The organism is Acidobacteriota bacterium (genome assembly GCA_028875725.1).
Taxonomy (GTDB): domain Bacteria; phylum Acidobacteriota; class Thermoanaerobaculia; order Multivoradales; family Multivoraceae; genus Multivorans.
In genome coordinates, this window is sequence record JAPPCR010000006.1 from 999,328 (window position 1) to 1,012,121 (window position 12,794).

Below are 12,794 nucleotides of genomic sequence, written 5' to 3' on the forward strand. Positions count from 1 at the left end.
AGTGACATTCGTCGACAAGAGCCCTGAACGGATCGCCGAGTTGGAGCAGGAAGTAGGTCATCTGAGGCGCCGGATCGATCAGTTGAAGGCCCGCGACGTCCACGGCTACCTGTTGTCGGACGCGGCTCAGGAGGACTGGTTCGACCTTCGTCGTATCCCGGACGTCGGTCTTTCCGCCGAGGCGGCTCGCCTGATGGTGGAGAACGCGCATTCACTCGACTTCGATCAGAGGCTGAATACGTCGTCGTACGTGAACGTGGCGCTCGATGAGGAAGAGGCTGCGATCGTGCTGATGGGAATGCAGGTGAATCTGGCTGATCAGACCGTGTATCCGCAGTCCTACAAGCTGCACGATACGACCGTGAACGTGATCGCCGACCTGTGGAACTGCCCGAAGCCTGACGATTTCGACGACTACGGCGTATTCCCCGGCGCGGGCACCGTCGGTTCGACCGAGGCGTGCCTCCTCGCCGGTCTCGCGCTCAAGTTCCGTTGGCGTCATTGGTACGCCCGGCACAAGCGGACCACCGTCGATCGAATCCTCGGTGTACGGCCGAATCTGGTCATCTCGACCTGTTTCCAGGCCGCATGGGAGAAGCTCTTCAAGTACATGGACATCGAACCGCGCCTGTTGGAGCCGTCAGTCGGGAGCTTCGTCCTTGACCCGGAGCGTGTTCGAGAGGCGATGGACGACCGGACGATCGGCGTCGTGTGCATCATGGGCAATCACTACGGTGGGCAGTACGACCCTGTCCACGTGGTGGACAGGGTCGTGGAGGAGGTGAACCGGGAGCGCGGTTTCCGCGTCGGCATCCACGTCGATGCCGCTTCCGGAGGCTTCGTGGCTCCGTTCCAGGATGGCCTTCCGCCATGGGACTTCCGGCTGAAGAACGTTCTGTCGATCTCTGCAAGCGGCCACAAGTACGGGGAGTCCTGCTGCGGCACCGGCTGGGTCGTCTGGCGCGAGCGAAGCGACCTGAGCGAGCACGTGGGAATCTCAGTGACGTACCTGGGCGGCAAGGCGCATTCGTACGCCCTGAACTTCTCGCGGCCGGCGAGCGGTGTCTATGACCAGTACTACAAGCTGATCCACTTCGGCCGGGAGGGTTACGAGCGCGTCACGAAGAACATGATGGAGAACGCCAGGTTCATCCGCGACGGGCTGAAGTCGATGACCTGCAACGGGATGCCGCGGTTCCTGCTTCTCGACGATGGCGACGAGCGTTGCCTGCCGGTGGTCAGCGCGATGTTGAATCCGGATTGCGGGTTGGACTATGACGCGACCGATCTCCAGCACGCGGTCTCCCAACATCATTGGTACGTCGGCAGCTACCCGATGGGGTACGGCCATCCGGTAACTGGTGAGCAGTTGCCGCTGTTCCACGACGCCGACCCGGAACAGTCGATGTTCCGGGTTGTCGTCAAGAGCAATCTCACCCGCAATCTGGCCGGACATCTCCTCGAGTCCTTGGAGCACGCGCTGGAGACGCTCGACACGGTCAGCGCTTCAGGGACACGGAGCTTCGAGTGGCACAGGCTGCGCCACAAGGATCAGCGTCGCTTCACTGATCACTGCTGAGGCGTCACACCGGGAGCGCGGTGCTCAGGGCCGGTAAGTGAAGGCCTGGCGGCCGACCGGCACGGACTCCGCGACCAGGTTGGCCCAGCGGCAGAGGATCGGCCGCGTGTCCCGCGGGTCGATGATCTCCTCGATCTCGAAGTACTCGGCCGAGCGGAACGGCGAGCGGACGCGGTTCAGGCGCTCCTTGATCCGGGCCAAGTGGGCGTCGTAGTCCTCCGCTTCGGCGAGTTCCGCCTTGTAGGCGACCTCGATGCCGCCTTCGATCGGCAGCGAGCCCCAGTCGCCTGAGGGCCAGGCGTAGCGAAAATGGTGGCTGCCCGGTTTGTGGTTGGCGCCGCCGGCGACGCCGAAGGCCTTTCGGATCACCACGCAGCAGAAGGGCGTCGTGCACTGTCCCAGCGCCGCCAGGACCTGGGAGCCGAAACGGATCGTGGCTGTGTGTTCGGATTCGCGGCCGATCAGGAAGCCCGGACAGTCCTCGAGGTGGAGCAGCGGCAGGTGGAAGGTCGATGCCAGGTCGATCAGCCGGGACAGCTTGCGGCAGGAGTCAGCGTCCCAGCCGCCGCCGTAGACGTTCACGTCCTCGGCGAAGATCGCGATCGGCCAGCCGTCCAGGCGCGCCAGACCGGTGATGATGGACCGGCCCCAGTCGCGGCCGATCTCGAAGAAGGAGCCGCGGTCCACTATCCGGCCGAGCAGTTCGCGCATCCGGTAGGTGCGCTTCGGGTCGCGCGGCACGAAGTCGAGCAGTTCCGGGTCGCGGCGCTCCGGGTCGTCGCCGCGCTCCGATTCGGGAAGCCGCGGCGGCAGTTGATCGACGTTGGTCGGCAGGTAGGAGAGGAACCGGCGGGCGCGGTCGAACGCCTCGACCTCGGTGTCCACCGCGTCGTCGATCGCTCCGTTCGCGGTGTGGATGCGGGCGTGTCCGAGTTCTTCCTTGGGCACTGTGCCGCCGCCGGCCCATTCGACCAGTGCCGGGCCGGCGATCATCATCTGGGCCGTGTCGCGGACGATGACCGAGTAGTGGGCGGTGCAGACCCGGGCGGCCCCGATGCCGGCGACCGAGCCGAGCGCCAGGGACACGGATGGGGCGACCGCCAGGTGCCGCACGACGACTTCCCAGCTTCGAAGCTCGGGTATGTAGGTGCGGCCCGCCATCTCGATCGTCTTGACCGAGCCGCCGCCCCCCATGCCGTCGACCAGGCGCACGTGGGGGAGCTTCATCTCGAGCGCGAGACCTTCCGACCGCGTCCGTTTGGCGGGGATCGAGGCGTCGGCCGAACCGCCGCGCACCGTGAAGTCGTCGCCGGAGACGATGGCCGGACGGCCGTCGATCTCCCCGACGCCGAAGACGAAGTTCGAAGGCCGGAAGGACACGAGTTCGCCGTCCTTCGTGTACTCCGCACGGCCGGCGATCTCGCCGATCTCGTGGAAGCTGCCGGCGTCGATCATCGCGTCGATGCGCTCGCGGACGGTCAGCTTGCCGAAGTGATGCTGGCGCTCGACCTTGTCCGTGCCCCCCATCTCCCGCGCCAGTTCACGGCGACGCTTCAGTTCATCGATCTCGGAACGCCAGCTCACGTCGTTCTCCTCACTCCGTTTCGCTCCGGCGTTCCATCCGTCGCAGCAGCGCCCGCAGGTCGCGCTCCATCTGCGGAAGGCGGTTCAGCACCGCCTCGATGCGCAACTGCCGCGACTTCGGTCGGGCCGGATCGCCGTACAGGACGGCGCCGGCCGGCACGTCGCGGTAGCTGATCGTGTTGCCGCCGAGCATCGCGCCGTCGCCGACCACCACACCGTCCGCGGCGCCGGCGCCTCCGGCCAGGACGACGCCGTCGCCGAGCCTGGCGCCGCCCGCCGTCTTGGCCAGGGGCAGGATCAGGCAGTGCTCGCCGACGATCGTGTTGTGGGCGATGTGGACCAGATCGCCGAGCTTGGAGCCGCGGCCGATCACCGTCGCGTCGAGCGCCGCCCGGTCGATCGTGACCTGGGAGCCGATCTCGACGTCGTCGCCGATCTTCACCGTGCCGACCTGCGGGATCTTGAGGTGCCTGCCGTCGCGCTGGAGGTAGCCGTAGCCGTCGCAGCCGATGACCGTGCCGCCGTGGACGACGACGCGGTCGCCGATCGTCACGTCCTCCATGACGACCACCCCGGGAAACAGGACGCAGTCGCTGCCGACCTGGCTCCGTGGTCCGACGTAGGCGTTCGCGTGGACCACGCTGCGGTCGCCGACTACGGCACGGTCGCGAACGGTGACGCCGGCGCCTATGGACACGTCGGCGCCGAGGGTGGCGCTTTCGGCAACGACGGCGGACGGATGAACGCCCGTGTCTTCCCGCCTGCGTTCCCGGTCGATGTGCCGAAGGACGACAACGAAGGCGGCGAACGGATCCTCGACTGCTATCTGGTGGGCAGCCAAACGGGTCGTTGCCGCCGGCACGACCAGCGCGCCGGCAAGGGTGTTCGTGGCGTTCAGCGTCCGTTCGTCCTTGGCGAAGGACAGTTGGTCCGGCCGGGCCCGCTCAAGGGAAGCGATCGAGCGGCACACGAAGTCGCCGTCGCCATGCAGCGCGGATGGGACGTCCGCGTCGGCGAGCAGGCCGCGCACCTCGTCGAGCGTCTTCTCCAGTCGTGGCATGGGACGCCCGGACGGAGCTCCGGTTCAGGAGTCGAGGCGGTAGACGCTGCGGGCCGTGTCGCGGAAGAGGGCCGCCTTCTCGTCGTCGGAGAAGTCCGCCACGATGCGCTGGAAGGAGTTCCAGAGCAGCGTGTAGGCGCCGCCGGCGCGGTCGACCGGGAAGTTCGACTCGAACATGCAGCGGTCGACTCCGAAGCGGTCGATGCAGTGGAGGTAGTAGGGGCGGTGGGCCTCCGCGGTCTCCGCGGACGACGGCGGTGTCTCCTGCTTGTGCCAGCCGAAACCGCAGATCTTCATCGGCAGCCCGCCGAGCTTGACGACGACGTTCTCGCAGCGGGCGAGCCCGGTGATCGACTTGCGCCAGGCCGCCTCGACCTCGCGGCGGCGGTCGCGGTAGGGCCCGATGCCGAGAGGCCCGCCGACGTGGTCCAGGATGATCCGGGTGTCCGGGAAGGCGTGGGCGAGATCGGTCAGTTCATCGATCTGCGGGTGGTAGAGCCAGGCGTCGAAACTCAGGTCGAGTGGCCCCAGGCAGGCGAATCCGCTCCGGAAGTCCGAGCGCAGCAGCATGCTCGGCGGCGGTTTGGAGTGGGACACCCGGATGTCCGGGCTGGGGTCGTAGGCGGCGGAATGGCGGATGCCTCGGAAGCGGCCGCCGCCGGCCTCGATGTGGGCTTCGAGAACCGCCTTGGCGCCATCGCCCAGGAGCATGTTCGCGTGGCTGACGATGCCGGCGATCGAAGCGCCCGCGCCGTCGCTTCGTTTGGCGACTTCCAGCACGAAGTCCGTCTCGCCGACGACCCGCATCTCTTCGGGGCCTTCCTCCCGGTAGCCGGAAGCGCACTCGACGAAGACGGTCGAGGTCACGTTGTGGCCGGTCCCGGTGTCGCCGTGGAGTTCCGCCAGCATGTACCGCGATTCCGGGTAGTCCCAGAGATGGTGGTGGGGGTCGCAGATCTCCTGATCCGGGTCGATCGGCTCTTCCCGGGTGCGGGCCAGCCAGGCCGCTTCCTGTTCGTTCATGCGTGTGACTCCTACATTCACGAAGACGGGAGGTGTTCCATGGGCCATCCAGCGGTGGCGGGTGTCAGGAGTTGTCCTTGCGGGTCCTGATCTCGCCGAAGACCTCGGCGTTCGTGGCGCCGGCCATGCCGAGCTGCGCGCGGATGCCCGCGTCGTCGGGTCGCAGGAAGGGGTTGGTCCTCTTTTCGACCCCCAGGTTCGAGGGCACGGTCGGCTTGCCGTTCCGCCGGAGCTCCTCGATTTCGGCGACCCGGTCCATCAGTTCGTCATTGTCGGGATCGACGGTGACGGCGAAGTGGGCGTTGGAGAGTGTGTACTCGTGGCCGCAGTGGACGATCGCGTCGTCCGGCAGGGCGCGCAGCTTGGCGAGCGACTCCCACATCTGTTCCATCGTGCCCTCGAACACGCGGCCGCAGCCCAGGGCGAACAGCGTGTCGGCGCAGAAGAGCGCCCTCTCGTCCTCGAACCAGTACGTGATGTGCCCCGTCGTGTGACCGGGCGTGTCGAACACCTGCGCTTCGGCTTCGCCGAGCTGGAAACGGTCACCCTCGCGCACCAGGAGGTCGAGGCCCGGAATGCGGTGCTGGTCGGCGGCGGGCCCGACGACCTGGCATCCGTACTTCTCCTTCAGAGCGGGCACCGCGGCGATGTGGTCCATGTGGTGGTGGGTGATGACGATCCAGTCGATGCCGAAGCCGCTGGCGGAGAGCGCCGCTTCGATCGGCCCGGTTTCAGGCGGATCGACGACCGCCGTCTTGCCGCTCCCCGTGTCGTGGAGCACGTAGGAGTAGTTGTCGCTCAGGACGGGGATCGTCTGAATCTCGAGCACGGGGTTCTCCGGCGGAGGGTTGGACGCTTCGGAGTGCGTCGGAGACTGCGGGAAGGCGGACGGGACTATATCCGCCGCTCCCGCAGCACTGCCTGGTTCAGTTCTACGCCGAGACCGGGGCCGTCCGGCACTGCGATCGAACCGTTCTCGAAGCGTTCCGGTGGCAGGACCAGGTCGCCGCGCCAGGCTGCTTCGCCCCACTGCATCTCGAGGATCTCGAAGTTCGGCAGGCCGGCGCAGAGCTGGGCGGAGGCGGCGGTGGCGACGGGGCCGCTCGGGTTGTGAGGCGAGACAGCGATCCCGTCGAGTTCGGCGACGGCGGCGATCTTGCGGGCTTCGAGGAGACCGCCGCAGTGCTTGACGTCGGGCATGATCACGTCGACCGCCTGCTCCCGGCACAGGGGGGCGAAGCCCTCGATCCCGAACAGGAACTCGCCGCCGGCCATGCGCTGTTTGATGGCGCGCTCGATTGCCTTCGTCGCGGCGACATCAGTGGGGGCGACCGGTTCCTCGTACCAGGCGAGGTGTTGGGGTTCGAGCCGGCGGGCGACATCGACGGCAAGGTCGACGTCGAAGAAGCTGTGGCAGTCGATCAGGATGTCGATCTCCACCCCGACCGCCTCGCGGATCGCCTCGACGCAGGCCACACCCAGGTCGGCGGCCACGGCGACCTCGGACCCGGGCGCGTCGAGCGCGGGGAAGCCGTCGAACGGAGCGGCCTTGATCGCGGTGAAACCGTCCTCGACCGCCGCGCGGGCGTTGGCCGCGAAGCCATCGGGCGTACGTTCCCGGGTGGCGCGGTTGATGTTTGCGTAGGCCGGCAGGCGGTCGCGGAGGCTGCCTCCGGTCAACCGGTGAACGGGCGCGTCGACCGCCTTGCCGACCAGGTCCCAGAGCGCCTGTTCGATCACGGAGAAAGCGGTCGCCTCGGAGATCCCGCCGGCTGCTGCCCGTTCGCGTCCGGCTGCGCGGTAGGCCTCGATGTCGAACGGCGAGCGGCCGCGAGCCGCCTCGAAGGCTCGCCCGAGCGCCGGCAGCTCGTACCGTCGACCCAGGGAGCACTCGCCGAGGCCGACTAGGCCGAGGTTCGTCTTGAGATGAACGAACATCCAGACCGTCCGCTCCGTTACCCGGACAGAGGTCAGTTCCAGTTCCTCGATCCGCAGTTTCCCTTCGGCCGCGCCGCTGGGCTGGATGCCGAGGGCCGGTGAGACGGCCAGGGGCAGGAAGGCAGCGCCGCCGGCGGCCGCCATCGCCTGCCGGCGCGTGACCGGTGCCGTCGTTGTCCGCGCCCTCTTCATCGACGCGGGCAACGGTAACAACAGGCCTCGGTTCCGCGTGCGCCGGGCTGTTGCCGGCCGGGCGTTCGTGGAAGGGACGAACGGCCGCTCCTACCAGTTGTAGCTCAGCGAAGCGACCACGTTCCGGCCGGGACTCGAGTAGAGCAGCAGTCGCGGGTCGTTCGCCTGCCTGCCGCGCACATGCCATGACTCGAAGTACGCCTCATCCGTGGCGTTGAGCACGCCGATGCGCAGCTTCATGTCGGCGGGCAGAGCGAAGAAAGCGACCAGATCGACGACTTCGTAGCCCTCCGGGACGTGCTCGCTGTCTGCGACCTTTTCCGGGTCGCGGTCGTCGACCAGCCGTACCGAGCCGTCGAGGCCCCACCTGGCCGAACTGGACAGGTATCGCAATCCCAGGACGCCCTCGTTGGGTGCGACGGAGGCCAGCGGCACTGAAGTCCCGCCGGTTACGTCGTGGCCGTCGATGCGTGCATAGGCGGCACGGAGCAGGACGTTGTCGCCCAGGCGCGATTCGAGTCGGAACTCGACGCCGTCGATCTCGACCTCGGTCAGGTTCACGTTCTGGAACTCGACCACTCTGAGTTGCCGGTTGAACCCGACGTTCTGGAACTCGATGAAGTCGTCGTAGCGGTTCTGGAACCCGTTGACGCTCCAGCTCGTGCCGCCGGCGCTCCAGCGCAAGCCGACCTCGAAGTTGTCGCTGATCTCGGGCTGGAGCGCGGGGTTGGCGATCGTCTGATAGCCGCCGGCCAGGTTCGTGAACCCGGTGTTGATCGAACTGTAGGGCGGCGCCCGGAAGCCGGCCGCGTACTGGGCGGTCAGCGTCGTCGTGCGGTGGAGTTCGATCGCGGCTCCCAGTTTCGGTGAAACGGCGTCCTCGTCCAGGCTGGCCGCAGGCAGGCCGCCGGCGGCGATGTAGACCGTGTCGGTCGGGTCGGCGTCGACGACGAAGCGGTCGTAGCGGACGCCGGGGATCAGGGTGACCCGGTTCCAGCGGAGTTCGGCCTGGGTGTAGGCGCCGGTCTCTTCCGTTTCGGTCTGCGGGAAGTACTTGCTCGGAAAGACGAGCCGGGTGCGCACGGGCCTGCCGGAGAGATCGTGCGCGACCCGATCGCGCAGCATGTCGAACTCATCGATCAGGAAGCTGCCGCCGAAGTAGATCGCGCTGCTGAAGGAGTCGGCGGTTCCCGTCTCGACGAGGCCGTTCATGTCGGCGCCGAAGGTCTTCTGTTCGAACCATAGATCGCCGTTGCGATTGCTCTCGATCGGCGGGCCGAAGCTTGCGGTCAGCCGGTGTTCGGCGACGTTCTGGGCCGTGTCCACGTTCTGGGCGTTGAACCGCCAACTCCACTGGTCGACGGCGCCGCGACTTCTCACTAGCTGCTCGAGCGAAGCGCGGTTGCGATCCTGGGTGTCGTCCGCCAGCACCTCGAGGTTCGTGATCGTGAACGGGCCGAGCCGGCTGGTGCCGAGGGCGGAGAAGACCTCCGTCTCCGCGTCGGTTGAGTTCAGCTCGAAGACCGCGCGGATGGTGTTGCTGGCGGAGATGTCGTAGGCCGCCTTGCCGAGCGCCTGCAGCCGCTCCCGTTCCTGCGGGTTCGGGCGGTCCCTGTCCATGGCGGTTCCGCCGGTCTGCCCCGCGTTGTCCAGTTCGCTGCCGTTGCCCGAACTGACGAACAGGGACGCGCGTCCGGCGTCGCCGCCGCCCGCCAGGGCCAGGTTCAGGTTCGAGTCGTTGCTGCGCCCGTCGAATCCCGCCTTCAGGCCGACGTGGCGATTGCCACCGCCGAGGTAGTCGGAGGGGTTCTTCGTGATCAGCGAGATCACGCCACCGACCGCGTCGCTGCCGTAGAGCGCCGACCCGGCGCTGCGGACGATCTCGGCCGATTTCAGCGTGTCGATGTCGATCGCCTGCTGATGGACGTTGAAGGGGCCGAAGTCGAACTGCTCCGCGCCCGGTACGCCGTCGACCTGGGTCAGGACCCGGTTGCCGCCGATGCCGCGGATGTTGAACCCGTTGAGGCCAAGCCGGGTGTTGTCTCCTTCCACGTAGACGCCGGGTTCGTACTTGACGAGGTCCGCGATGTCCTCGAAGAGCTGATCCTCGATGTCCTCTTCCGTGACGATCGAGACGTTTCCGGGCGTGTCCCGCAGGGAGCTGGGAACGTGATCGGCAGTGACGGTGACTTCGTCGAGGAAGGTCCCCTCGCCGGTTGCGGGCTCCCCGGCTTCCTGCCCTTCCTCGGCCGAAGAAGAAGCAGTTTCCTGGCTCAGGAGCGGTGTGGCGTTCGCCAGGATGCAGGCCAGGCCGAGAGCGACCAGGGCGGAACGCCACGGGCCGGCGAAACGTTGACGCCTGGGGGATGAAACGGACATAGGATCGACCTCCGAGCTTCTGGCGGTCTCGTGCCGCCGGTTGTTAGGGGTGGGCGCTTCACCGCTTCGCTTCCACGGCTGTCGCGGTGCAGCGCCCTTGTTTCCATGGTCATGGCTCGCCGCGCACCGCGTGCAGCAGCTTTCCGCTTCTGAGTAGCAACGTGTCGCCGGCCGGGGCGACTCCGGTGAGGTACTCGTCGACCTCGACACGGCTCGTGGCCAGCACCTCGCCGCCTCGAGTGCCGGCGCTGAGGACGTCGGTAGCGCCCTTCTCGCCGAAGAAGAAGACGCGCTCGCCGGCTGCGATGGGGGTCACCCAGGCCGGTTGCGAGAGCCTGCGCTGCCAGTGCGACTTCCCGGTCGCCGGGTCGATGCACTGGGCGACGCCGGCGGCGTTCGCCCAGTAGATGCAATCCCCGGCCAGCACGGGAGAGGCGAAGTGAGCGGTCGATTCGGAGCGCCAGACGATGTCGTCCTCGCCGAGTTCTCCTCGGGCGCCGCGCCGGATGGCGAAGTTGGCGGGCCGCTCCGAACCGGAGACGATGACGAGCTCCTCCGTGATCAGAGGCGACTGGGTGGTGTTCGACTTGACGTTCGGAATCCACCACAGCCGTTCTCCGGTCCTGGCGTCATAGCCCTCGACGGAACCATTCGAACTGACGACGATCTCGCGTCCGTCGGGCGACAGGGTGGGCGTGGTCCAGGACACGCCCGGCTCGCGATCGGCCTTCCAGCGCTCTTCGCCGGTGACGCGGTCGACGGCGAGCAGGTAGGAGTAGGTCTTGCGCGCCAGCAGGACGACTGCATGATCGCTTGCCAGGAGCACGGAGCCGCCGACGCCGTGGTTGCCGGCGAAACTGCCGTGATCGGCGGAGAGATTCCGGTGCCAGAGGCGGTTGCCGTCGTGGTCGGTGGCGAACAGATCGCCGGTGCCGAAGAAGAGAGTGATCCTCTCGGCGTCGATGGCGGGAGTGGGGGCGGCGCGGGCCGTGTACTGGTTGAAGGGCAGACGCTCCGAGGCAGGCCAGCTCCGGCGCCAGAGCTCCTCGCCGTCGGCGATGCGGATGGCCGTGAGCCACAACGTGTCCTTGGCGTCCTCGGCGTCGGCGGTCACCGACGTCACGTAGGCCGTGCCGCGCCAGACGACCGGGCCGGAGTGGCCGAAGGCGGGAAGCTCGACGGTCCAGGCCGGCTCGGTCCAGGCCGAGGGCAGGTCGGAACCTTCGACCGTGCTGGCGCCGCCGTCACGAAAGCCTGCCCAGTCAGTCTCTGTGTCCGGGGGAGCGGTGCCGTCGGCGGAGGGTGAGCCTGAGCCGACGCCGAGAGCCGACAGGAGGTGCCGCTCGACGGAGTTCAGGTGGCCGCTACGGTTCGCACCGCCGATCGCGAACAGGGCTTCACCGTCGCTAACGAGACGGTGGAAGAACCGGTGCTCATGGAGATCGCTGGCGTGGGTCCAGTCGTCGTCGCCGCTACGGATGCTGTAGATCCGACCGTCCGCCTGGCTGATAAGAAGAGCGTCACCTGTCGTGACCGCATCGGCGCCGAACCCATTGAGGCTGCCCGAGGCAGGCAGCTCCGGGCCGGGTGTCCAGGTGTCGGCGGCAGGATCGTAGATGTCGACGCGTCTCGTCGTGTCGCCGTTGTCGTCGAGCCCGCCCAGCACCCATAGTTTGCCGTCGAATCCGACCGCGGCGTTCGCGCGGACGCCGATCGGCGTCTCCGTGAGCACCCGCCACTGGCCGATGGAATCTCCGTCGAGCGTCGTGAGGTCGAGTGCGAACACAGACCGTTCCCAGAGGGGGTCTTCCACGGAGCCTCTCAGTTCCCAGCCGCCGGCCACGACGAGAAGATCGCCCACCACGGCCAGGTCGTGCGAGGACCTGCCTGCCGGCAGGGCCATGAACCGTTGCCAGCGGTTCTCTTCGGGCAGGAAGCGGGCCGCGCTCTTCACGGAGTAGAGCTCGCCCGGTTCCCGCCTGGGATTGTCTGCCCGCATCCCGCCCACGCGGTAGAGGGCGCCGTCGTACTCGATCAGGGCCGTGCCCTGGAGCGGCCGCCCCGGCGGCAGTGCCAGCCAGCCGGGTGTGGGTCCGGGGCTGTCGAGATCGACTGGATGGCGCAGGAAGAGCTGGCTCAGGTTCTCGAACGAGTGCACGTGCTGCCGGCCGATGTGGCCGCCGTAGACGTAGAGAGAACCGTCCAGATGGGCGGCGCCGAAACTCGAGATGGCGAGGGGCAGATCGGCGACCGTCGGCGGTTCGGCAGGAGCGTCCACTTCTTCGGCAACAGCAAGCTGGACAGCCACTGTTCCGAGAGCAACGGTGGCCGCAGCGGCGGTGCGGCGAATCCCGCCGCTGAGAGGCTTGGTGTCGAGCATGGGTCTAAACTGAACCAATTAGGTTCTGTTTGTCAAGGACTGATTTGGTGCTCTTTTGCGGAACGTGGATTCTCCCGTGCTCCGGCGGCTCGGGATCAGCCGCAGTCCACGCTGTTCGAGCGCATGTACGCGATCACCTTCCAGATCGTGTCTTCCGGGATCTTCCCCTCGAAGGGGAGCATCTCCGTGTCCGGCACGCCCTGGTTGATCACGCGGTAGAGGTCGGCATCCGTGTCGCCGTGGTCCCAGTCACAGTCGAAGAGGTTCGGCGCGTCCTTGGTGACGCCCGGTGTCGTGGAATGGCAGTAGCCGGTGCAGACGGCGCGGAACATGCGCCGTCCGGCGGTGATCGCGGCGGGGTCCTCGAGGTACGCGGCGACGGGCGATGAAGCGGCTTGCGGTTCGGCGGCTGCGGCCGCGACGTCTGCGGCGGCCGGCGGCTCCACCGCGGCGGCGGGCTCCGCCGGCGCTGCAGTCGCCGTCGTGGCGTCGGCCGCGGCCTGGGCGCCGGGTTCCTCTGGCGCCGGCCCGCCGCCGGTGGCGCAGGCCGCCAGCAGCACCGGCAGGGTCAGGACGATCAACGAGGAGTAGCGAGCCTGCACGGCAGGCGGTTCGTTGGTGTTGGGCGGTTCGCTCGTGGTGGTCAGGGCGTTGCTCCT

The 12,794-nt window shown here is 67.6% G+C and carries 9 protein-coding genes; 1 reads left to right on the top strand and 8 read right to left on the bottom strand.

All coding sequences use genetic code 11. The features are described 5' to 3' along the window. Position 1 precedes the first annotated feature (1 nt). Positions 2-1,579: a pyridoxal-dependent decarboxylase gene (locus tag OXI49_06140; protein MDE2690078.1), complete on the top strand. Its 1,578-nt coding sequence runs from the start codon at positions 2-4 to the stop codon at positions 1,577-1,579. Between the two features lie 24 nt (positions 1,580-1,603). Here OXI49_06140 and OXI49_06145 read toward each other — a convergent pair whose 3' ends face one another. The 8 genes from OXI49_06145 to OXI49_06180 all read right to left on the bottom strand — a co-directional run bounded on the left by OXI49_06145 (position 1,604) and on the right by OXI49_06180 (position 12,737). Further along, positions 1,604-3,163 (bottom strand): methylmalonyl-CoA carboxyltransferase, encoded by a 1,560-nt coding sequence (locus tag OXI49_06145; protein MDE2690079.1) that lies wholly within the window; start codon positions 3,161-3,163, stop codon positions 1,604-1,606. Positions 3,164-3,173: 10 nt separating this feature from the next. Next, a complete protein-coding gene (gene lpxD, locus OXI49_06150) occupies positions 3,174-4,223 on the bottom strand; it encodes a UDP-3-O-(3-hydroxymyristoyl)glucosamine N-acyltransferase (protein ID MDE2690080.1) in 1,050 nt (349 codons plus the stop codon). Positions 4,224-4,247: 24 nt separating this feature from the next. Continuing rightward, positions 4,248-5,246 carry an amidohydrolase family protein gene (locus tag OXI49_06155; GenBank protein MDE2690081.1) on the bottom strand — a complete coding sequence of 333 codons (999 nt, stop codon included), beginning with the start codon at positions 5,244-5,246 and terminating at the stop codon, positions 4,248-4,250. A gap of 64 nt (positions 5,247-5,310) precedes the next feature. Further along, a complete protein-coding gene (gene gloB, locus OXI49_06160) occupies positions 5,311-6,075 on the bottom strand; it encodes a hydroxyacylglutathione hydrolase (protein MDE2690082.1) in 765 nt (254 codons plus the stop codon). Positions 6,076-6,140: 65 nt separating this feature from the next. Continuing rightward, on the bottom strand, positions 6,141-7,376 hold the full coding sequence (locus OXI49_06165; protein ID MDE2690083.1) for a mandelate racemase/muconate lactonizing enzyme family protein: 1,236 nt from the start codon (positions 7,374-7,376) through the stop codon (positions 6,141-6,143). Positions 7,377-7,466: 90 nt separating this feature from the next. Further along, positions 7,467-9,755, bottom strand: coding sequence for a TonB-dependent hemoglobin/transferrin/lactoferrin family receptor (locus OXI49_06170; GenBank protein ID MDE2690084.1), 2,289 nt, complete (start codon positions 9,753-9,755; stop codon positions 7,467-7,469). Between the two features lie 109 nt (positions 9,756-9,864). Further along, positions 9,865-12,063 (bottom strand): PQQ-binding-like beta-propeller repeat protein, encoded by a 2,199-nt coding sequence (locus tag OXI49_06175; GenBank protein MDE2690085.1) that lies wholly within the window; start codon positions 12,061-12,063, stop codon positions 9,865-9,867. A 167-nt stretch (positions 12,064-12,230) separates the two neighbouring features. After that, a complete protein-coding gene (locus OXI49_06180; GenBank protein MDE2690086.1) occupies positions 12,231-12,737 on the bottom strand; it encodes a cytochrome c in 507 nt (168 codons plus the stop codon). Between the last annotated feature and the right edge of the window lie 57 nt (positions 12,738-12,794).

What these genes read in the sequence shown, in the direction of transcription:
- lpxD (MDE2690080.1), bottom strand. Translation starts at nt 4,223, where the DNA reads ATGCCACGACTGGAGAAGACGCTCGACGAGGTGCGCGGCCTGCTCGCC.
- OXI49_06155 (MDE2690081.1), bottom strand. Translation starts at nt 5,246, where the DNA reads ATGAACGAACAGGAAGCGGCCTGGCTGGCCCGCACCCGGGAAGAGCCG.
- OXI49_06165 (MDE2690083.1), bottom strand. Translation starts at nt 7,376, where the DNA reads ATGAAGAGGGCGCGGACAACGACGGCACCGGTCACGCGCCGGCAGGCG.
- OXI49_06170 (MDE2690084.1), bottom strand. Translation starts at nt 9,755, where the DNA reads ATGTCCGTTTCATCCCCCAGGCGTCAACGTTTCGCCGGCCCGTGGCGT.